Raw genomic sequence first — 20,427 nt, 5'->3', positions numbered from 1 at the left:
AGCCGCCGGACCTGGCAGGAACATGCCCGAAAAGCGGTCACGGCAACCCTGCCGGAAACGCCGCCGTGATTCGCCGTCACACCGCTGCAAAATACCGCAATTTGGTTGCCCGCGCGGGGGTGCGGATGCTATCCCGCGCCCATGACAACTGCCCCGATTTCGAACATCCGCAACTTCTCCATCGTCGCCCATATCGACCATGGCAAATCGACCCTTGCCGACCGCCTGATCCAGATGACCGGCGGCCTGTCGGATCGTGAAATGGCGGGCAAGGAGCAGGTGCTCGATTCGATGGATATCGAGCGCGAGCGCGGCATCACCATCAAGGCGCAGACCGTCCGGCTGAACTATCGCGCCAAGGACGGCAAGGATTACATCTTCAACCTGATGGACACGCCCGGCCATGTCGACTTCGCCTACGAGGTCTCGCGGTCGCTGGCGGCCTGCGAGGGTTCCCTGCTCGTGGTCGACGCCAGCCAGGGCGTCGAAGCGCAGACGCTCGCCAACGTCTACCAGGCGCTCGACAACAATCACGAGATCGTGCCGGTCCTGAACAAGGTCGACCTGCCCGCGGCCGAGCCCGAGAAGGTCAAGCAGCAGATCGAGGACGTGATCGGCATCGATGCGTCCGACGCCGTGATGATCTCGGCCAAGACCGGCGTCGGCGTGCCCGACGTGCTGGAAGCGATCGTCACCCGTCTGCCGCCGCCGAAGGGCGACCGCGACGCGGCCCTGAAGGCGCTGCTGGTCGACAGCTGGTACGACGTCTATCTCGGCGTGGTCGTCCTGATCCGCGTCGTCGACGGCGTGATGAAGAAGGGCCAGCGCATCCGCATGATGGGCACCGGCGCGGCCTACGACATCGAACGCGTCGGCTTCTTCACGCCGAAGATGGAGCAGGTCGAGGAGCTCGGCCCCGGCGAGATCGGCTTCATCACCGCGGCGATCAAGGAAGTCGCCGACACCCGCGTCGGCGACACCATCACCGACGACAAGAAGCCGATCAGCGAGATGCTGCCGGGCTTCAAGCCAGCGATTCCGGTCGTGTTCTGCGGCCTATTCCCGGTCGACGCCAACGACTTCGAAACGCTCCGCGCGGCGATGGGCAAGCTGCGGCTGAACGACGCAAGCTTCTCCTACGAGATGGAAACCTCCGCCGCGCTCGGCTTCGGCTTCCGCTGCGGCTTCCTCGGCCTGCTGCATCTGGAGATCATCCAGGAGCGGCTGTCGCGCGAATTCGACCTCAATCTGATCGCGACCGCGCCGAGCGTGATCTACAAGATGAAGCTGACCGACGGCACCGAGCTCGAGATCCACAACCCGGTCGACATGCCCGACGTGGTCAAGATCGCCGAGATCGAGGAGCCGTGGATCGAGGCGACGATCCTCACGCCCGACGAATATCTCGGCAGCGTCTTGAAGCTGTGCCAGGACCGCCGCGGCTCGCAGAAGGAGCTCACTTATGTCGGCTCCCGCGCGATGGTGAAATACGACCTGCCGCTCAACGAAGTGGTGTTCGACTTCTACGATCGCCTGAAGTCGGTCTCCAAGGGCTACGCCTCGTTCGACTATCATCTGACCGACTACAAGCCGGCCGATCTGGTCAAGATGCAGATCCTGGTCAACGCCGAGCCGGTCGACGCGCTGTCGATGCTGGTGCATCGCACCCGCGCCGAGGGCCGCGGCCGCGCCATGGTCGAGAAGATGAAGGAGCTGATTCCGCCGCACATGTTCCAGATCCCGATCCAGGCGGCGATCGGCGGCAAGGTGATCGCGCGCGAAACCGTCCGCGCGCTGCGCAAGGACGTCACCGCGAAGTGCTACGGCGGCGACATCACGCGCAAGCGCAAGCTTCTGGAGAAGCAGAAGGAAGGCAAGAAGAAGATGCGGCAGTTCGGCAAGGTCGACATCCCGCAGGAAGCCTTCATCGCCGCGCTCAAGGTGGACAGCTGAGGCGGCGCCACTGTTGCGCATTCTTGTCCCAGCAACAAAACGCACCATGATTTGAATGGCCACTGCATCGCGCTCCGACTAAAGCGCGATGAGATTAGGTTGAATCGTCATCGCGCCTTAGCTCTTTGTTTGAGCATGATCTTTTCGGAAAACCGCTTCGCACTTTTCCGGATCATGCTTTAGACTGCGATCATGTTGCGCATCCTGTCCCTCCTTATCGTCATCCTCGCACTGCTGCAGCCGGACCTGAGCTCGGCCGCCTCCTCGAAGAAGCGGCACGGCACCCGCTGGCACGGCTATGGCTTCCTGCCCGGCTACCGGCAGCCGCCGAACCAAACCATTCCGGTGTTCGGCCCGCGCGGCGCGGCTCGCGGCTACCCGGACTACTCGCCGCAATATTGGTATGGCGGGGATTGGTACTATTTCGGCCGCCCCGGATTCTACCGCGGCCGCTACAATGGCGGCAGTTTTGGCCCGTGCTGGACCTGGACGCCGATCGGGCGGGCCTGGCAGTGCGGCTAGCCGCGCGTCGCTGCGACATCCTGCGCATGCAACGCACGATCCGTTGATCCCGGAATGAGAGGCATGTTGCCCGTCATGTTGCCCCTGGACCTCAGATAGGCCAGCATCGTCCCTGCGCGCACCACAACAAACAACAGCGCCGGGGAAACGCATGAGCAAGGCCGCTCGGTTGGATTATGGCTGGGTCGTCGTCGGCGCGGGCGCACTGATGACCTGCGTCGGCTTCGGCACCATGCTGTCGCTCGCGGTATTCCTGCAGCCGATCTCGGATGCGATGGGCTGGTCGCGCGCCGGCATATCGGCCGCTGCGACGCTGGATTTCCTCTGCATGGGTTTTGCGGCGTTCGCCTGGGGCGCGCTGTCCGACCGCTTCGGCACCCGCATCGTGGTGCTGGCGGGCAGCCTGCTGCTCGGGCTTGGCCTCGTGACGGCAAGCCAGGCGCAGAGCCTGTGGCAATTCCAGCTCTGCTTCGGCGTGCTGATCGGGATCGCCGCCGGCAGCTTCTATGCGCCGATGATGGCGCTCGCCAGCGCCTGGATCGACAAGCATCGCAGCCTCGCCGTTGCGCTGGTGTCGGCCGGCATGGGCGTATCGCCGCTGACCGTCGCGCCGTCGGCAAGCTGGCTGATCACGGCCTATGACTGGCGCTTCGCGATGCTCGTGATCGGCATCGCCGCATGGGCGCTGTTGATCCCCGCGTCGTTCCTGGTGCGCCCGGCGCCGCAGGGGACGGACGTCGCAATCCCGACCGCCGCGAACGCGCCGCAGACCGAATGGACCGCGGCGCAGGCGCTGCGTACGCCGCAATTCATCACGCTGGCACTGGCGCATTTCGCCTGCTGCGCGGCGCATTCCGGCCCGATCTTCCACATGGTGTCCTACGCCATGGTGTGCGGCATCGCGCCGCTCACCGCGGTCACGGTCTACAGCCTCGCCGGCTTCTCCGGGCTCGGCGGCCGGCTGCTGCTCGGCGTGCTCGCCGACCGGCTCGGCGCCAAGCCGGTCCTGGTCGGCGGCCTCCTGGTGCAGGCGCTGTCGATCGCGACCTATCTCGCGGTGGCGCAGCTCGGCGAATTCTATGCGCTGTCTGTCGTGTTCGGCCTCGCCTATGGCGGGGTGATGCCGCTCTACGCCGTGCTGGTGCGCGAGTTCTTCGGCGCGCGCATCATGGGCACGGTGTTCGGCGCGGTGTCGGCCTTCGCGAGCCTCGGCATGGCGCTCGGGCCGTGGGCCGGCGGTTACGTGTTCGACACGTTCCACGGCTATACGTGGCTGCACGCCGGTTCCTTCGCGATCGGCCTCGCCGCGGTCGCCGTGGCGCTGAGCTTCTCGACCAAGCGCCAGCCGTCGCTCGATCTCGGCCGCGCCGCCGCCTGAACGCGAATGCACTCGCCACACTCGCGCGCACCGGCACAGCGGATGGATAGCTGATCTGCATCGGCGCCGTCCCGCCTTGCCCTCTCCTGCCGGATGCGCCACCATCGCCCGGCCTGCCCAACAAGAATGACAGAAGGCGCCGAGGACACGCATGAACAAGCCGCAGGGAGTAGACCTTGTCGAGCGGGCGCGCGCGCTGGCGCCGCTGATCACGAGTGAAGCCGACGAGATCGAACGGACACGGCGGCTGACGCCATCCGTCACCGCGGCGCTGGTCGAGAACGGGCTGTATCGCGCATTGCTGCCGAAGCGTTTTGGCGGCGCCGAGGCGACACTGGACGCCTTCATGCAGATGCAGGAGGAGATCGCCAAGGCCGATGCATCCACGGCCTGGTGCCTCGGCCAGTGCAGCGTCTGCGCCATGACCGCGGCCTATCTCGAGCCCGACGCGGCCCACGAGATCTTCAACACCGCGCCCGGCATTCTCGCCTGGGGCGCGATCGCCCACGAGGTTCGTGCCGAGCCCGGCGGCTATCGCGCCAGCGCGCGCTGGGATTTCGCCTCGGGCTCACGGCAGGCGAGCTGGCTCGGCGCCCATGTCCGCGTCGTCGAGGCCGACGGCTCACCGCGCAAGAAGGCCGACGGTTCGCCGGAGATCCGCACCATCCTGTTCCCGATGTCGCAGGCCGTGATGTACGACGTCTGGGACGTGATCGGCCTGAAGGGCACCGGCACCGATTCCTATTCGGTCGACAACCTCTTCATTCCGGAAAAATTCGCCGCGCTGCGCGACGACCCCGCCGCGTGCCGCGAGAGCGGCCCGCTCTACAAGCTTTCCACCAACATGGTGTTCAGCATGGGCTTTGCCGCCACCTCGCTCGGCGTCGCGCGCGCCATGCTCGACGCGGCGACCGAGCTTGCCCGCGGCAAGACCCCGCAAGGCCTCAAGGCGATGCGCGACAACAATGCCGTGCAGGGCCAGATCGGCCGCACCGAGGCCAGCCTGCGCGCCGCGCGCGCCTATCTATACGCGACGGCGCACGACGTCTGGAGCGATCTCGCGAGCGGCGCCCCGATCACCGAGGCACATCGCGTCGCGATCCGCATCGCCTCGACCTGGACCATCCACCAGTCGGCCTCGGTGGTCGACATCGCCTATCACATGTCGGGGGCAACGGCGGTATTCGCCAAGAATCCGTTCGAGCGGCGGCTTCGCGACATGCACGCGATCGCGCAGCAGATCCAGGCCCGCGACACCCAGTATGAGGACGCCGGCAAGGCGATTTTGGCAGGCAATCTCGACGCTCCGCCGACCGCGCGCTGAAGCATGATCCGGAAAAGTGCGAAGCGGTTTTCCGGAAAGATCATGCTTAAAGAAGAAGCCAAGGCGCGATGAAGTCAGATTGAACCAGGGCGTACTCACCTATCTGGTTGGTCTCGCACCGGCGCTGTTCGCCGGCGGGCCGGTCGTATTTGGGATGTCGTTGTGGCGAAGGTTCGGGATTTTGCACGCTCCTGGCGCAGGATGCGTGGGTAGGCATTTTGCTCGCGGCAACTACGTTTATCACTTCTTCACCTTGAAGGTCTTCGCGACCCTTCGAGACCCGCTTTGGGTCAATCGCGGCGGCTTCCAATTACACTTGCGACTCCGGCCTCCCCTGCCCCGAGACATGTCGCTGCACTGCGCGCGCCAACTTACTCTGGCAATCCGGCTTTCCTCAATCCTTCTTCAAATCGCGCAAGGTCATCGGCCCGTCGATGAGGCACCAGATCCCGTATGCTGGACACCCGGAGCGCGGGATGGAGTTGCCGAAGACGCGCCATTGCCTTGCGCGCCTGTTCGGGGCGGCCGGCCATCGCGTTGCTGGCGGCGGCCACGCGCAATCCAGCGGGAAATTCTGGGTTGTATTGCAACGCCATTGCCGCCCACGACGCTGCCTCTTCATAGCGGCCCAGCAGGAAGTGCGCATATGCAGTCCCGGTTCGCATGCCCGCTATCCGCGAATCCAATGGGTTCAGACGCATGGCGTGCGCGAAGCATTCGAGTGCCGGATCCGGCTCGCAGAGCCAGTTTTTAACCCAACCACTAAAGTGCCACGCCTCGGCCAAATTGGCATTGAGCAAAAGTGCGTGGTCGATCAAGGCGGCACCTTGCTCGAAATCACCAACGATGTAGGCGAAAGCCCACCCGCTCGCACTGAGTGCGATCGCATCATCTTTGCCCAACTCGGCTGCTCGTCTAGCGAGCAGTGTTACTCGCACAATCTCTTCCGCGGCGCCTGAAAACCAACCAATGCCCTTGCCATACGCGTAGCAAGAGGCGGCACGACCGTACGCGGCCGCAAAATCCGGATCGAGTTCAGTCGCGCTGTTGAATAGCCGCAATGCGTCGTCGATCGCCTGCCGGTTGGTATCGATCTGATAAAATCTGGCCAATCCGCGCAAATAGACCGTGTACGCGTCGAGACTTTCTGTTGGCTTGCGCTTGGCGCGCTCAATCTCTGCTTTCTCAACCGTCGGGGCGATCGCTCCAACGACGCTCTCAGTTACCTGGTCCTGCAGATCGAAGACGTTTCCGAGCTCGCCCTCAAATCGGTCGGCCCAAAGATGTGCCCCGGTGGCGGAATCTATGAGCTGGCCGGTGATGCGCATGCGGCCCAAAGCTTTTCGGACACTGCCTTCCAGTACGTAGCGCACCCCAAGTTCGCGCCCGATTTGCTTAACATCGACGAGACGCCCCCTGTATGTGAAGCTCGAGTTGCGTGCGATGACGAACAGGGCCTTGAACCGAGACAACGCTGTGATGATGTCTTCGGCCATTCCATCGGCGAAGTAATCCTGTTCCGGATCGGAGCTGAGGTTGGTAAAGGGGAGAACGGCCACGGAGGCCTTCTCAGGGAAGGGAAGATTCAGTGTTGGCCCCTGCACGGGAGCATCGCCGATTGCCCCGCCCACGAGCCTCGTTGCTTCCTGCACCGTTCCGACGAAACGGAAGCCCTTGCGCGGAAGTGTCTTGATCAATCTCTGTTCTCCGCCGGAATCGCCGACGGCAGTGCGGGCAGCATTCAAGCGCGTCGTGAGCGCAGCGTCGGACACGCTCCGCCCGCGCCAAATGGCATTGATGAGATCGTCCTTGCTGACGACGCGCTCCCTGTTGCGGATCAGATAATCCAGCAGATCAAACACCTGTGGTGCGACGGAGACGACGTCCGCCCCGCGATGCAACTCGCGCCGGTCAGGGTCGAATGCATACTCCTCGAAGAGATAGCGCAAGATGCGAATCCCCTTGGCTTGGGCCTCGCCGGAAATCGCAAGAATAAGCTGCCGGTGAGGAAAATGTAAGCTGCCGGTCAAGCGTGCCCGCCGATCTCGCGGCACCCTCATGCCGGTGAAAAAAGCCGTCCCAGGAGACACCGCAATGAGCACGACGCACGGCACAACGTGGCTGGAACGGACATCCGTATCGATCCAGCATGTCGCCAGCTTTATCTGGACATATTGGGATGCCTTTCAGGAGCGCCGCGAGCGCCAAAAACTGCGCGACGCCCTGTCCAACTTAAGTGACAGGGAGCTGATGGATATCGGCACCACGCGCGGCGAGATCGACTACGTCGCCTCGCACCGAGGTATTGACGCGCGAGGCATCCGATCCGGCGAATGGCTGCGATACCTGCCGACGGTGGACGGCCAAATTTTGCCCACCGACTTCCGCTAGGGTCAGAAGCTGGCAAAGACGACTAACCGCCGTGATGTCTGCCAGGAGCAGAAGCGGACAGCGAACTGCGCCGCTGTCACGCAACGCGACTACCCGGTTGATCAGGAACCGATCTGGCCCGATCGGCAAGAAGAAGGGGTATGCATCCATCATGTCGGACTGCAAACCGAAAGGCTGGTTCGACTCCGAGCGGTTAGAAACGGTCCGTCGAGACATACGCCCTGACCGCGTGGAGGTCGCCGTCCCGCGAGGCTCCCCTCACCGAGCCGCGTGGTACGAAAGTAGGCACCGGCGGCCACGGCTGCGGCACGAATACCGGCGGCAACAACATCCGGTTGTTAAGCTTTTTCTGGGAGGTTGCGGACGGCGCTAATGCCTGGAGTTCCGCTGGTCCCATGTTCACGCTTCGATCGATTGCCGCCCGCCTGATCCTGGCGATTTCACTGACCGTTGCGGTCGCCTGCGCCATCCTCGGCGGCTTCTCCATCAGCCAGCAGCGGGCGCTGACCCGGCTCGCGCTCGATCAGCAGCTCAAGCTGCAATATGACAGCGTGATTGCGGCGATCGACTACGAGGGGCGCGCCGCGCTTGCGGTCTCGGCGGTCATCGCGGCCTTGCCGCCGGTCGAGGACGCCATCGCCAAAGGCGACCGCGACGGCCTCGGAAAGCTGCTCGGCGCCTCCTGGGCGTCGATGAAGGCGCAGGGCATCCCGCTGATCTCGTTCTGGCAGCCCCCGGCGACCAGCTTCTACCGGGTGCATGCGCCGAAGACATTCGGCGATGACGCCTCGACGCGGCGCACGACGGTGGTGGAATCGAACAGGACCGGCAAGCCGATCGTCGGCGTCGAGCCCGGCCGCGAGGCGCTGTCGATCTTCGGCATGACCCCGATCATGCACGAGGGCAAGACGCTGGCCAATGTCGACGTCGGCGCCGCCTTCGGCAAGGAATTCGTCGACCGCGCCAAGAAGCGCTTCGGCATCGACCTTGCCGTACATTCCTTCGACGGCCAGAGCTTCAAGCGGCTGTCCTCGACCTTCGGCGACACCGTGGTCGCGACCCAGGACGAGCTCAAGCGCGTCATGAACGGCGCGGCCCTGCTGCGTGACGCTGTTCTCGACGGCCATGCGGTCGAGCTCTATCTCGGACAGATCAAAAACTACGCCGGCGAACCGGTTGCCGTGCTCGAGATCGTCAAGGACACCAGCGACTATGAAGCCGCCGCAGCGAGCGCGCAGCGTAATTTGATCCTCGGCGTGGTCGCGATCATGGCCGCCGCCGTGCTGCTCGCGTTCCTGCTCGGCCGCGGCCTGTCGCGGCCGCTCACCGCGATCACCGCGGTCATGAACCGGCTGTCCAGCGGCGACACCAGCGTCACGATCCCCGGCAGCGAGCGCCGCGACGAGCTCGGCACGATGGCGAAGGCGGTCGACGTGTTCCGCCGCAGCATGGTCGAAACCTCCTCGCTGCGCGAGGCGCAGGAGGCCGACAAGGTGAAGGCGGAGGCCAACAAGCAGGCATTGCAGCGGCAGATGGCCGATCGTTTCGAAGCCGACGTCAAGGGCATGGTCGCCGCCGTCGCACGGTCCTCGGGCGACATGCAGCGCGTCGCGGGCGAGATCACCGCCAGCGTCAACGGCGCCTCCGAACGGACCTCGGCGGCAGCCGTGGCGTCCGAGGAAGCCTCGGCCAGCGTCAACGCGGTCGCCGCCGCAACCGAGGAGCTGGCGTCGTCGATCACCGAGATCGGCCGCCAGGTCACCCATTCCAGCCGTGTCGCCGACAGCGCCGTGACCAAGGCCATGGAGACCACCGAGATGGTGACCAGCCTTGCCGCATCGGCAGAGAAGATCGGCGACGTGCTGCGCCTGATCAGCGCGATCGCGAGCCAAACCAATCTGCTGGCCCTCAACGCCACCATCGAGGCCGCGCGCGCCGGCGAGGCCGGCCGCGGCTTTGCCGTGGTCGCCGCCGAGGTGAAGGACCTGGCGAGCCAGACCGCGAAGGCGACCGAGGAGATCGCCGGCCAGGTCGGCGCAATCCAGTCAGCCACCGGCAACTGCGTCAGCGCGATCGGCGACATCAGCGGTACCATCCGGGAGATCTCGGGTATCGCCACCGCGATCGCGGCCGCCGTCGAGCAGCAGGACTCGGCGACGCGAGAGATTGCCCGCAGCGTACAGCAGGCCTCCACCGGGACCGTCGAGGTCTCCGCCAATATCGCGGGCGCGAGCCAGGCCGCCGGCCAGTCGCGGGCCCTCACCGGCAATGTGCTGGATACGTCCGGCCAGCTCGGCGATCACGCCGCCGCGCTGTCGCACAGCGTCGACACCTTCCTCGCCGGACTGCGCAACGCCGCCTAGAGCCGCATTGCATGGCTTCAAGTCACGGCCAGGGCAGCACCGGCGGCGGAGCCGATCGCTCCGCCTCGTCGTCCGGCCCTGCCCCGGGCCGGCCCCAAGCGCGCATGAACGGCATCTTCAGCAGTCCGCGCAGCGACTGCTTCTCGGGATCATCGAAGCCGTCGAGGCCGTAGCGCAGCTCGGCGAAGCGCGGACCGCGATGATAGGTGCCGCCGAGCCGGTCCCAGATCGAGAGCAGGTTGGAATAATTGCTGTCGGTCTCCGGCTGATGACGCGAATGATGCATCTTGTGCATGTTCGGCGTCACGAAGACGAGCCGCAGCCAGCGGTCGAGCCGCTCGGGCAGGCGGATGTTGGCGTGCTCGAGCTGGGCGTTCAGTGCCGACAGCGTCAGATAGCTGACCAGCACCCATGCCGACGTTCCGAACACGAAGACGCCGGCGATGTGCCAGCCGATCCGCCACAGCGTCTCGCCGGGATGCTCGCGGAACGCCGTCGTGACGTCGACGAAGCGATCGGCATGGTGCATTCGGTGGAAGCGCCACATCCAGCCGAGCTTGTGCATGGAGACATGGGCGAAATAAGCGAACAGGTCGAGCCCGATGATGCCGAGCAGGAGCTGTTTCAGGGGTGACAGGCCGAGCCAGTGCGACAGGCCGAATTTCGCATCCAGCGTCCATTGCGCGGCCAGCGGCGACAGCGGGCTGAGCAGCAGGTTCACGCCGACGAAGATCACGGTGATGGCGGCGTTGCGGCCGATATTGCGCAGCCGGTCGCTGCGGCCATAGCTGAATAGCGGAAACGCCGCCTCGAACAGCAGCACGATCGCGAACGACGCAAGCAGGAACGCGATCCGCGCGCCGGTCGACGGAAGTTCGACATGGGCGATCTCAGCCGCGCCCGGATGCCACAGAAGCTTTGCAAAGCCGATCATGCTGAATGCTCCTCTTTACAAAACGAATATTCGTTCTTTATAATGGCGGCGAATGATCGTCAAGCCCGCCGCATTGGCCGGCCGCGACCTGACAAGGACCCGACAATGCCGAAGGTGAAACCCGAGACCCTGGCGATCCGCCGCGAGGAGATCCTGCAGGCCGCGGAGATCTGCTTTGCGCACCAGGGATTTCACCAGACCACGATCCAGGACGTGATCAAGCAGTCCGGGCTCAGTGCCGGCTGCATCTACGGGCATTTCACCGGCAAGGAGGAGCTGATCCAGGCGATCGGCGAAAGCCGCCATGGCCGCGACAGCGCGCTGCTGGCGCTCAAGGATCCACCGGACGATGTGTTGCAGAGCCTGCGCTCGATCGCCCGCGCCTTTCTCGGCGACCTGCAGAAGGAAGAAGGCCTGCGCGCCCGCCGCGTCGCGTTGCAGCTCTGGGCCGAGGCGCTGCGCGACGACGTGGTCCGCGACCAGGTGACGAGCGGAATCCGCCAGCCGATCGCCCTGATCGTGGACCTGCTGCGGCGCGGCCAGAAAAGCGGCGCGATCGATCCTCACGTGCAGCCACGCGGCGCGGCGCGGGCGATGGTGGCGATGTTCCAGGGCATCGTGCTGCAACGGCTGTGGGGCGAAACCGTCTCGACCGCGGAGGCGATGCACGCCTTCAACATCTTCCTTGCCGGCCTTGCCGCCAGGCGCTGACGGGAGATGCGATGATCATCCACGACCTCCTCGCCGGCATCGGCACGGGCCTCGCCGGCGGTCTCACCGCCGGGCTGCTCGGCGTCAGCCCCGGCGGCGGACTGGTCGTGTTCTCGGTGCTGCTGCTCGGTACCGGGCAGCATGTCGCGCAAGGCATCTCGCTGGTCGCGCAGGTGCCGCCGACCAGCCTCACCGGGATCCGACGCTATTGGCAAAGCGGCAACCGCACACCATTGCGCTGGATCGCGCTGCTGACATTCGGCTTCGTCGCCGGCGGCGCGGCCGGCGCGCTCGCCGCCAACCAGGTCGTTGAGTCTGCGCTGCGCTGGACCTATGTGGCCTATCTCGTCGTGCTCGACGCGATGCTGATCCTGCGCGGCGGACGCGACCAGTCGAAGCACGACGACAAGGGCACCGCGCGCGACATATCCTGGGCGGCGCTGCTCATTGTCGGGTTGCTGGCGGGTCTGTCGTCGGGCTTTCTCGGCATCGGCGGCGGGCTGGCGACCGTGGTCGGATTGAGCGCCGTGCTCGGCGTGCCGCAGCATCAGGCGCAGATGGCAAGCCTCGTGATGTCGCTGATCCCGACCACGATCCCGTCGGCCTGGATCTATTGGAGCGAGGGCTCGCTCGCATCATGGCCGGTGCTGGCGGGCGTGATCGTCGGCCTGCTGGCCGGCACCGATCTCGGCGCCCACGCCGCCAACCGCATCGACCGCGCGCGGTTGCGCGGCGCGATGATCGTCTTTGTCTCGCTGATGGCGGCCTATATGACCTTCAAGGCGCTGTGGTAGATAGACGTGGATACGTCCTCCTCGCGGAGCCCACCATGTGCAAGCCGGCGACATTGACCAGCAAGGCGGCATCACGGTCGCACGCGAAACCAGCAGTTGCGCTGTTCGACGCCTACCCTGCCCCGGTCAGGGCCAGGCTGCTGGCGCTGCGGCGCCTGATCTTCGAGACCGCGAAGGCGACCAAAGGCGTCGGCGCGCTGGAAGAGACGCTGAAATGGGGCCAGCCGAGCTACCTCACGCCTGAGACCGGCAGCGGCAGCACGGTCCGGATCGATCAGGTGAAGCCGGCCACCGACCGCGTCGCGGTCTACTTCCACTGCCAGACTAATCTGGTCGAGACCTTTCGCGAGCTCTACCCCGAGCTCAGCTACAGCGGCAACCGCGCCATCCTGCTCGATGTCGCGGGCAAGCTGCCGGAGGTAGCGCTGCGCCACTGCGTGGCGCTTGCGCTGACTTATCATCTGAACAAGAAATCGTCCTAGAGCGTGATAGCGACGGCGGTGCCCTCCCTCTCCCCGTTCTTACGGGGAGAGGGTTGGGGTGAGGGGCGGTCACCGCACATTCGGTAATAGTTGCGTTCGCGGAGAATCCCCCTCACCCGGAACGCATCTAACGATGCGTCATAGCCGAAGCTCTGCTTCGGCGTTGCCAAGAACGGCCGCCGAAGGCGGCCTATGCCTCTCCCCGCACGCGGGGCGAGGTAAGGGGAGCCCGTCGCTCGATTCGAGGTAACATCTCTTCCTCTAGGCTCCACTACGCCACCAGCGCGGTCGCGACGCGCTGCGCCTTCAGCAGGCTGATGACCTCGGCGTTCGGCCGGGCGCGGCTGAACAGGAAGCCCTGGCCCTCGTGGCAACCTTCGGCGCGCAGACGGCTCAACTCCGCCTCGGTCTCGACGCCCTCGGCGGTGATGGTGACGCCGAGCCCGATGCCGAGACTGACGATCGAGCGCACGATCGCCTGCGCGTCCGGGTTCGCGCCGAGGTCTCGCACGAACGACTGGTCGATCTTGATCTTGTCGAACGGAAAGCTGCGCAGATAGCTGAGGCTCGAATAGCCGGTGCCGAAATCGTCCATCGACATCCGCACCCCGAGCGCGCGCAGCGCATGCAGCGTCGCCAGCACCTGGCTACTCTTCTCGAGTAGCAGCGTCTCGGTGATCTCGAGCTCGAGCCGCCGCGCCGGCAGGCCGGATTGCCGCAGCGCGTCGGTGACCAGCGCCAGCAGATTGCCGGTGCGGAATTGCAGCGGCGACAGATTGACCGCGACGCGCACGTCGTCAGGCCATTGCGCCGCGTCCATGCAGGCACGATGCAGCATCAGCGCGCCCAACGGATTGATCAGCCCGGTCTCCTCCGCCACCGGGATGAACTCGCCCGGCGAGATCATGCCGCGCTCCGGATGCGGCCAGCGCACCAGCGCCTCGAAGCCGGTGATGCGCCCGGTCGCAAGATCGACCAGCGGCTGGTAATAGGGCCGCAGATCTTCGTTCTGGATCGCATCGCGCAGGTCGATCTCGATCTTGCGGCGGCTTTGGGCGCGCGCGTCCATCTCCGCCTCGAAGAAGGAGAAGGTGCCGCGGAATTCGCTCTTGGCGCGCGACAAGGCCATGTCGGCGCTCTTCAACAGCTTTTCGGAATCCTCGCCGTCGCCGGGCGACATCGCGATCCCGATGCTGGCGCCGATCACCACCGAGTGCCCCTCGAGCAGATAGGGCTCGCCGATCGCATCCAAGATCCGCCGCGCCAGCAGCACCGCGTCCTCAGGCCGCATCACGCCGCCCTGCACGATGGTGAACTCATCGGAGTTGAGACGGGCCAGCGCATCTTCCTCGCGCAGCGTCGAGCGCAGGCGCTTTGCCACCGCGCGCAGCAGCTTGTCGCCGATGCCGTGACCGAGCGTCTCGTTGACCGCCTTGAAATTGTCGAGACCCAGCATCAGCACCGCGACCTTGTCGGTGGAGCGGCGGGTGTGCTGCAGCATCTCGTCCATCTGCTGGCGTAGCAGATTGCGGTTGGGCAGGCCGGTCAGGCTGTCGTGCTGGGCCATGAAGGCGAGCCGCGCCTCGGCGCGCTTGCGTTCCGTGATGTCCATCAGCGCGAGCAGCATCGCCGGCTGGTCGCCATGCATCAGCTGGCGCGAATAGATCGCAAGGTCGATCAGCGTGCCGTCGGCGCGCACATGCTTCCAGGTCCGCGCCGCCTGCTCGTCGCTGCTGCGGCCCGCCGCCCAAGGCAGCTCGGCATCGAACGCCTGCAGGCTCCTGATCGTCATCCGCTCGAATTCGGCGCGGACGTAGCCGTAATGTGCGATCGCGGCGTCGTTGACAGCGAGGATCCGCTCGCCGTCGAGCGCGCACAGGATCATCGGCACCGGATTGCCGTCGAACAGCAGGCGGAACGACGCCTCGCGCTGCTTCAGTTCGGTGATGTCGACGCGCAAGCCGACGATGCCGCCGTCCGAGGTTAGCCGCTCCTCGATCAGCACCACGCGGCCGTCGGCCAGCACCTGCTCGTGCCGCTCGCCGGGCTGGTACATCTTGTTGAGCCGCTCGGCGATCCACTCTTCCTCGCGGCCGGCGGCCTCCGGATAATCGCCGCGCGCGACGCCGATGCGGATGGTGTCTTCGAGACGAGCGCCGTGCTCGAACAGGTCGGAGCTGCGCTTGTAGATTTCCGAGTATTTCTTGTTCCAGAGCGTGTAACGGCCTTCGTGGTCCAGGAACACGATGCCCTGCGGCAGGATGTCGATCGCCTCACGCAGCCGCGCGTTGGATTTGCGCGCCTCGGCGATCGCGGCCTCGGCCTGCGCGCGCTGGCGCACCAGTTCGCCGATCTCGACCGCGGAGCGGCGCGATCCGCCCGACACTTTCGGCATCGGCGTGGGCCGGCGGCCCCGAGCACGGGACAGTTTGGCCCGGTTCGGTTTCTTGGTCTTTTTCTTCGGCCGCATCATCGGCATCGCACGCCCCACGCGCATTCCAGTTCGGCGATATATCTGCGATAAGTCTCTGAAAAATTGGTATCTCTTGGCGAGTAGCTGCGCTGCCTGAGAAGCCCTTGCATGCCTGCTTTGCAGGCGAATTCACGCCGGGCGCGAGTCTGCTCCCGGCGCGCCAGCGGCGCACGGCACAGATTCGCAGCGTGGAAGCGCCGGCGCTTGGTGAAGGAAGCGTAAATCGGCGCTCGATTGCACATTGAATGCGCCGAAGACGCTTCAAGCGCATCAATGTTCGTCAGCGTGCGGCAGGGTTATCGCGCAGTTAAAGTGCGACGCGCCTCAGCCTTCGGATTTTGCCGGATCATACCTTAAAGCGCGATGAGATAGGTTGAATCGTCATCGCGCCTTAGCTCTTTGTTTGAGCATGATCTTTTCGGAAAACCGCTTCGCACTTTTCCGGATCATGCTTTAGTTGGTGATCTCGATGCGCGTGCCGCCGCGGCCATTGCGCTCGACCAGCCCATAGAGCTGGGCTGCGTGCGAGGGATGCAGGCGCACGCAGCCATGCGAGGCCGGCCCGCCAAGGCGCGTGAGTTCGTATGTTCCATGGATGGCAAAGCCGCGGTGGAAGAATATCGAGTGCGGCATCGGCGAGTTATAGTACTTCTTCGAGTACCAGCGGCGCGCCAGCATCTGCGGACGAAAGACTCCACTCGGCGTGCCATAGCCGCGGCGGCCGGTCGACACCGGCCAGTTGTAGCGTCTCGCGCCGTCGACGCTGACCGCCATGCGCTGCGATGATTTATCGATGTGAACGACGACATCGGCCCGCGCCGGCGAGAGCGCCAAAATCGGCGCGGCAATCGCGGCGGCAAACGCCAGCCGTACGCACGATACGCTTGTCACAATAACGCCTACCCTGAAATTATTGCGGACATGATGTCGCCCACAACGTGCGCTTGTAAAGTGGCGTGGCTCACATCGAAGCCTGGAAGCCGCGGGTAATCTTAATCCACCCTGTGGGCGATCAAGCGAATGGGATGAAAGCGCGGTCCGCCTGCTCCGAATCCATGCTAGCCTTGCGCCGACAGAGTGATCCGAATGACATCCCGCCTGCGTCTGTTCCCACTCCTGATCTTAGCCCTCGTCGCCTGCACCATCTCCGCGCGGGCGCAGGACAGGGGCTCGCTCAATCCACAGCCGCTGCCGCCGCTCGCCAACCCTGACGATCCGAAGATCGGGGCGAAGCAGCTGTTCGCGCGCAAGGTTTTGCCGGCGGCGTTGCCGACCCGGTCGATCGGCGGCTACACCAAGGGTTGTCTCGCCGGCGCCGCGCAGATGCCGCTCAACGGCGAGACCTGGCAGGTGATGCGCCTGTCGCGCAACCGCTACTGGGGTCACCCCAACATGATCGCGCTGCTGAAGCGGCTGGCGGCCAACGCGCACAAGGACGCCGGCTGGCCGGGCATCCTGGTCGGCGATATCGGCCAGCCGCGCGGCGGCCCCGCGCTCTCCGGTCACGCCAGCCACCAGATCGGACTCGACGCCGACGTCTGGCTGACGCCGATGCCCGATCGCAAATTGTCGCGCGAGGACCGCGAGGAGATGTCGGCGGTGATGATGGTGCGCGACGATCGGCTCGACATCGATCCGCGCGTCTTCACGCCGGGCCACGTGCTCGTCATCCGCGACGCGGCGCGGGAGCCGGCGGTGCAGCGCATCTTCGTCAATCCCGCGATCAAGAAGGCGCTGTGCCGCGAGGCCAAGGGCGATCGCGGCTGGCTGTCGAAGATCCGGCCGTGGTGGGGCCACGACTACCACTTCCACATTCGCATGCGATGTCCGCCCGGCAGCCCTGGCTGTGAGGGACAGAAGCCGCAAGCGGAGGGCGAAGGCTGCAAGCCATCCGATCTCGCCTTCTGGTTCAAGGATTCGGTGCTGCATCCGAAGCCTCCGCCGAAGCCGCCGAAACCCCGCCCGCCGATGACGCTGGCGCAGATGCCGGCTGACTGCAGGACGGTGCTGAACGCCCCCGACGCGAAACAGCAGCTGCCAGGGCAATAACATCTTTGTCAGGCGGCTATGCCGGCCGGCTCGAACTGCGATATGATCTCCTGCCGTCGCGCCGTAAGCGCGTGCGGGCGGTGGATCGGGGCGGCTGATCTAGTTATCCGTCATCATGAATGGACCAGACATGCGCAAATCGCTCCTCGCCGCATCGCTCGTGCTCGTCTCGACTTCCGCTTTCGCGGCGGAGGAGCCGAGCGGCTGTGACAAGTTCAAATGGTCGATCGAGCGCGCACGCGCCGCGCTGACCGCGTCCGATCGCGCCAAGGTCGTATCGGGGAGCGAGCAGACGGCGCTGCCGGCGACCGCGATCACGCTGGCGCTGGTGGCCCCCGGCGACGCCAAATTGCCGACGCCGCCGGAGCGCGCGCCGAAGGAGGGCACCTTCGCCGGCTTCACCAGCTTCAAGGCCGCGCCGAAGGCCGGACTCTATACCGTCAGCCTGTCGGCTGGGGCCTGGGTCGACCTGGTGCAGGACGGGCATTTCCTGAAGCCAAAGGCGTTCAGCGGCGCGACCGATTGCGACGGTATCCGCAAGACCGTGAAATATGACCTCGCCGCCAGCCCCTTCGTGCTGCAGGTCAGCGGCTCAAAAGAGAACTCGCTGTCGATCGCGATCCAGCCGGCGGATGAATAGGACGAACGGTTAGACAAACGGTCGCCTTTACCGTAAGCCCCAGCCTGCTATGTTTGCAGTGCGATATCCCTGAGGACCGTAAGTCCGTCGGGGACCCAGCGGAACAGCGCTTCCGTCCGTCGCAGGCCAGACCCCACTCAACGCCTGATTTGCGCGCCCGTTCGCGCGTGAACTCGCACGGAGCGCTTTCCATGTCACGACTTGCCGGACTTTTCACCGCCTTCGTCATCCTGCTCGGCGCGCTGCACTCGCCCGCGAGCGCGGAGGACAAGACGCTCACCGTGTTTGCCGCCGCCTCGATGAAGAACGCGCTCGACGACATCGATGCAGCCTATACCGCCAAGACCGGCGTCAAGATCACCGCCAGCTATGCCGCGAGCTCGGCATTGGCAAAACAGATCGAGCAGGGCGCGCCGGCCGACGTGTTCGTCTCCGCCGACACCGACTGGATGGACTATGCGATCAAGCAGAAGAACATCAATGAGCAGACGCGGGTGAACCTGCTCGGCAACTCGATCGTGCTGATCGCGCCGAAGGATTCCAAGATCGACAACGTCAACATCGGACCGGGCTTCGATCTCGCCAAGCTCGCCGGCGACGGCAGGATCGGGACCGGCGACGTCAAGGCGGTGCCGGTCGGCAAATACGCCAAGGCTGCGCTCGAAAAGCTCGGCGCCTGGCAGGCGGCGGAGCCGAAATTCGCGATGGCCGAGAGCGTGCGCGCGGCATTGACGCTGGTGGCGCGCGGCGAAGCCGTGCTCGGTATCGTCTATTCGACCGACGCCAAGGTCGAGCCGGGCGTCAAGATCGTCGGCACCTTCCCGGCCGACACCCATCCGGCGATCATCTATCCGGTCGCGGCGACCACGACCGCGAAGCCGGAGGCCGCCGAGTACCTTGCCTTCCTGCGCTCGTCCGCGGCGAAGACGATCCTCGAGAAATACGGCTTCAAGTTCCTGATCAGCCCGACGACCTAAGCGTGTTCGAGATCTCGCCGGCCGAATGGACGGCGATCCTGCTGTCGCTGCGGGTCGCCGTCATCGCAACACTGGTGGCGACCCCGTTCGGGGTAGCGCTTGCCTGGCTGCTGGCGCGGCGCGATTTCTGGGGCAAGTCGCTGCTCGATGCCGTCGTGCATCTGCCGCTGGTGCTGCCGCCCGTCGTCACCGGCTATCTGCTGCTGCTGACCTTCGGCAGGCGCGGCCTGGTCGGCGGCTGGCTGGCCGACCATCTCGGCATCGTGTTCGCTTTCCGCTGGACCGGCGCGGCGCTCGCCTGCGGCGTGATGTCGTTTCCGCTGCTGGTGCGGCCGATCCGTCTCTCGATCGAGGCGGTCGACCGCCGCCTCGAGCAGGCGGCCGAGACGCTCGGCGCCGCGCCGTGGCGGGTGTTCGCAACGGTGACGCTGCCGCTGGCGCTGCCCGGCGTGCTGGCCGGCATGGTGCTCGGTTTTGCCAAGGCGATCGGCGAGTTCGGCGCGACCATCACCTTCGTCTCCAACATTCCCGGCGAGACCCAGACCATTTCGTCGGCGATCTATTCGCTGATCCAGACGCCGGATGGCGACACCGCCGCCGCGCGGCTCGTGATCATCTCGGTCGTGCTCGCGGTCGGTGCACTGGTCGCGGCTGAAGTGTTTGCGCGTCGCGCCACCGCGCGCCTGCACGGGCAATAGCCATGCTGCGCGTCGACATCACCAAGCAGCTCGGCGAGTTCTCGCTTGCGGCCTCGTTCACCAGCGAGGGCCGCGTCACCGGCCTGTTCGGCGCGTCCGGCTCCGGCAAGACCTCGCTGATCAACACCATCGCGGGCCTGTTGCGTCCCGACCGCGGCACCATCGTGATCGACGGCGAGACCGTCGACGATACCGCGACCGGCATCCACGTCCCGAGCTGGCGCCGCCGCATCGGTTACGTGTTCCAGGACGCGCGGCTGTTTCCGCATCTCGATGTCCGCCAGAACCTCGACTACGGCCGCCGCATGAACGGCCTCACCGAGGATCCCGCCCAACACCGGCGCGTCGTCGACCTGCTCGACATCGGTGCCCTGCTCGACCGCCGACCCGGAAAGCTCTCCGGCGGCGAGCGCCAGCGCGTCGCGCTCGGCCGGGCGCTGCTGTCCAAGCCGCGGCTGCTGCTGCTCGACGAGCCGCTGGGCGCGCTCGACGAAAGCCGCAAGCTCGAAATCCTGCCCTATCTGGTCCGGCTGCGCGACGAGGCCGGGGTCCCGATGGTCTATGTCAGCCACGACGCGGCCGAGCTGCGCCAGCTCGCCACCCAGATCGTGATGCTGCGCCGCGGCCAGGTGACCGCGTTCGGCGGTGTCAAGGTGCTGACGGCGGGCGGGTAGCTGGCCGTTTTTCCGAAAGTCGGCATAAGATAGCCTATCTTGTCTGCTAGGCCCGCGTCGGGAC

Annotated in this window: 18 protein-coding genes; 14 read left to right on the top strand and 4 right to left on the bottom strand. The window is 65.5% G+C overall.

Going from position 1 to position 20,427, the window contains the following annotated elements; all coding sequences use genetic code 11:
• Positions 1-141 precede the first annotated feature (141 nt).
• The 4 genes from lepA (at position 142) to QA639_RS03935 (ending at position 5,177) form a co-directional block, all read left to right on the top strand.
• Positions 142-1,953, top strand: coding sequence for a translation elongation factor 4 (gene lepA, locus QA639_RS03950; RefSeq protein WP_283089211.1), 1,812 nt, complete (start codon positions 142-144; stop codon positions 1,951-1,953).
• Between the two features lie 192 nt (positions 1,954-2,145).
• On the top strand, positions 2,146-2,475 hold the full coding sequence (locus tag QA639_RS03945; protein WP_157343706.1) for a hypothetical protein: 330 nt from the start codon (positions 2,146-2,148) through the stop codon (positions 2,473-2,475).
• Positions 2,476-2,626: 151 nt separating this feature from the next.
• A complete protein-coding gene (locus QA639_RS03940) occupies positions 2,627-3,853 on the top strand; it encodes an MFS transporter (protein WP_253606357.1) in 1,227 nt (408 codons plus the stop codon).
• Between the two features lie 151 nt (positions 3,854-4,004).
• Positions 4,005-5,177, top strand: a complete 1,173-nt coding sequence (locus QA639_RS03935; protein ID WP_283089210.1) for an acyl-CoA dehydrogenase family protein — start codon at positions 4,005-4,007, stop codon at positions 5,175-5,177.
• 371 nt (positions 5,178-5,548) lie between these two features.
• Here QA639_RS03935 and QA639_RS03930 read toward each other — a convergent pair whose 3' ends face one another.
• On the bottom strand, positions 5,549-7,126 hold the full coding sequence (locus QA639_RS03930; RefSeq protein ID WP_198400164.1) for a winged helix-turn-helix domain-containing tetratricopeptide repeat protein: 1,578 nt from the start codon (positions 7,124-7,126) through the stop codon (positions 5,549-5,551).
• Between the two features lie 145 nt (positions 7,127-7,271).
• Between QA639_RS03930 and QA639_RS03925 the strand changes: the two genes are divergently transcribed.
• Both QA639_RS03925 and QA639_RS03920 read left to right on the top strand, forming a co-directional pair.
• Positions 7,272-7,568 (top strand): DUF1127 domain-containing protein, encoded by a 297-nt coding sequence (locus QA639_RS03925; RefSeq protein ID WP_050384678.1) that lies wholly within the window; start codon positions 7,272-7,274, stop codon positions 7,566-7,568.
• A gap of 395 nt (positions 7,569-7,963) precedes the next feature.
• The gene (locus QA639_RS03920; RefSeq protein WP_283089209.1) at positions 7,964-9,931 is read left to right on the top strand and encodes a methyl-accepting chemotaxis protein; all 1,968 of its coding nucleotides are present in this window, start codon (positions 7,964-7,966) and stop codon (positions 9,929-9,931) included.
• A 22-nt stretch (positions 9,932-9,953) separates the two neighbouring features.
• On the opposite strand, the gene QA639_RS03915 is transcribed toward QA639_RS03920, so the two are convergent.
• Positions 9,954-10,865, bottom strand: a complete 912-nt coding sequence (locus QA639_RS03915; protein WP_283089208.1) for a sterol desaturase family protein — start codon at positions 10,863-10,865, stop codon at positions 9,954-9,956.
• A gap of 105 nt (positions 10,866-10,970) precedes the next feature.
• On the opposite strand from QA639_RS03915, the gene QA639_RS03910 reads away from it, so the two are divergent.
• From QA639_RS03910 to QA639_RS03900, 3 genes are read left to right on the top strand one after another with little or no spacing between them, the layout of a single operon-like run.
• The gene (locus QA639_RS03910; protein ID WP_283089207.1) at positions 10,971-11,576 is read left to right on the top strand and encodes a TetR/AcrR family transcriptional regulator; all 606 of its coding nucleotides are present in this window, start codon (positions 10,971-10,973) and stop codon (positions 11,574-11,576) included.
• A gap of 11 nt (positions 11,577-11,587) precedes the next feature.
• Positions 11,588-12,370: a sulfite exporter TauE/SafE family protein gene (locus QA639_RS03905; protein WP_283089206.1), complete on the top strand. Its 783-nt coding sequence runs from the start codon at positions 11,588-11,590 to the stop codon at positions 12,368-12,370.
• 35 nt (positions 12,371-12,405) lie between these two features.
• The gene (locus tag QA639_RS03900) at positions 12,406-12,852 is read left to right on the top strand and encodes a DUF1801 domain-containing protein (protein WP_283089205.1); all 447 of its coding nucleotides are present in this window, start codon (positions 12,406-12,408) and stop codon (positions 12,850-12,852) included.
• Between the two features lie 271 nt (positions 12,853-13,123).
• Here QA639_RS03900 and QA639_RS03895 read toward each other — a convergent pair whose 3' ends face one another.
• A complete protein-coding gene (locus QA639_RS03895) occupies positions 13,124-15,331 on the bottom strand; it encodes a sensor domain-containing protein (protein WP_283089204.1) in 2,208 nt (735 codons plus the stop codon).
• Between the two features lie 447 nt (positions 15,332-15,778).
• Positions 15,779-16,159 carry a L,D-transpeptidase gene (locus tag QA639_RS03890; protein ID WP_051376247.1) on the bottom strand — a complete coding sequence of 127 codons (381 nt, stop codon included), beginning with the start codon at positions 16,157-16,159 and terminating at the stop codon, positions 15,779-15,781.
• Between the two features lie 252 nt (positions 16,160-16,411).
• Between QA639_RS03890 and mepA the strand changes: the two genes are divergently transcribed.
• From mepA to modC, 5 genes are all read left to right on the top strand, one after another.
• Positions 16,412-17,374 (top strand): penicillin-insensitive murein endopeptidase, encoded by a 963-nt coding sequence (gene mepA, locus QA639_RS03885; protein ID WP_283089203.1) that lies wholly within the window; start codon positions 16,412-16,414, stop codon positions 17,372-17,374.
• A 130-nt stretch (positions 17,375-17,504) separates the two neighbouring features.
• Entirely contained in the window at positions 17,505-18,014 is a 510-nt protein-coding gene (locus QA639_RS03880) for a hypothetical protein (protein WP_168858345.1), read from the top strand.
• A gap of 191 nt (positions 18,015-18,205) precedes the next feature.
• Positions 18,206-18,991 carry a molybdate ABC transporter substrate-binding protein gene (gene modA / locus QA639_RS03875; RefSeq protein ID WP_283089202.1) on the top strand — a complete coding sequence of 262 codons (786 nt, stop codon included), beginning with the start codon at positions 18,206-18,208 and terminating at the stop codon, positions 18,989-18,991.
• A 2-nt stretch (positions 18,992-18,993) separates the two neighbouring features.
• A complete protein-coding gene (gene modB, locus QA639_RS03870; protein ID WP_283089201.1) occupies positions 18,994-19,689 on the top strand; it encodes a molybdate ABC transporter permease subunit in 696 nt (231 codons plus the stop codon).
• A 2-nt stretch (positions 19,690-19,691) separates the two neighbouring features.
• Complete coding sequence (modC, locus tag QA639_RS03865; protein ID WP_028335889.1) at positions 19,692-20,363, top strand: molybdenum ABC transporter ATP-binding protein; 672 nt, start codon at positions 19,692-19,694, stop codon at positions 20,361-20,363.
• Positions 20,364-20,427: the final 64 nt, after the last annotated feature.

Origin of the sequence: Bradyrhizobium pachyrhizi, assembly GCF_029714545.1 — a bacterium.
In the GTDB taxonomy this organism is placed as follows: domain Bacteria; phylum Pseudomonadota; class Alphaproteobacteria; order Rhizobiales; family Xanthobacteraceae; genus Bradyrhizobium; species Bradyrhizobium pachyrhizi.
This window is presented reverse-complemented; position numbering and strand designations above follow the sequence as displayed.

Coding starts and splice junctions, on each gene's coding strand:
- QA639_RS03905 (WP_283089206.1), top strand. CDS start 11,588: ATGATCATCCACGACCTCCTCGCCGGCATCGGCACGGGCCTCGCCGGC.
- QA639_RS03935 (WP_283089210.1), top strand. CDS start 4,005: ATGAACAAGCCGCAGGGAGTAGACCTTGTCGAGCGGGCGCGCGCGCTG.
- QA639_RS03915 (WP_283089208.1), bottom strand. CDS start 10,865: ATGATCGGCTTTGCAAAGCTTCTGTGGCATCCGGGCGCGGCTGAGATC.
- modC (WP_028335889.1), top strand. CDS start 19,692: ATGCTGCGCGTCGACATCACCAAGCAGCTCGGCGAGTTCTCGCTTGCG.
- modA (WP_283089202.1), top strand. CDS start 18,206: ATGTCACGACTTGCCGGACTTTTCACCGCCTTCGTCATCCTGCTCGGC.
- QA639_RS03900 (WP_283089205.1), top strand. CDS start 12,406: ATGTGCAAGCCGGCGACATTGACCAGCAAGGCGGCATCACGGTCGCAC.
- QA639_RS03910 (WP_283089207.1), top strand. CDS start 10,971: ATGCCGAAGGTGAAACCCGAGACCCTGGCGATCCGCCGCGAGGAGATC.
- QA639_RS03920 (WP_283089209.1), top strand. CDS start 7,964: ATGTTCACGCTTCGATCGATTGCCGCCCGCCTGATCCTGGCGATTTCA.
- QA639_RS03940 (WP_253606357.1), top strand. CDS start 2,627: ATGAGCAAGGCCGCTCGGTTGGATTATGGCTGGGTCGTCGTCGGCGCG.
- lepA (WP_283089211.1), top strand. CDS start 142: ATGACAACTGCCCCGATTTCGAACATCCGCAACTTCTCCATCGTCGCC.
- mepA (WP_283089203.1), top strand. CDS start 16,412: ATGACATCCCGCCTGCGTCTGTTCCCACTCCTGATCTTAGCCCTCGTC.
- QA639_RS03895 (WP_283089204.1), bottom strand. CDS start 15,331: ATGCCGATGATGCGGCCGAAGAAAAAGACCAAGAAACCGAACCGGGCC.
- QA639_RS03925 (WP_050384678.1), top strand. CDS start 7,272: ATGAGCACGACGCACGGCACAACGTGGCTGGAACGGACATCCGTATCG.
- QA639_RS03880 (WP_168858345.1), top strand. CDS start 17,505: ATGCGCAAATCGCTCCTCGCCGCATCGCTCGTGCTCGTCTCGACTTCC.
- QA639_RS03945 (WP_157343706.1), top strand. CDS start 2,146: ATGTTGCGCATCCTGTCCCTCCTTATCGTCATCCTCGCACTGCTGCAG.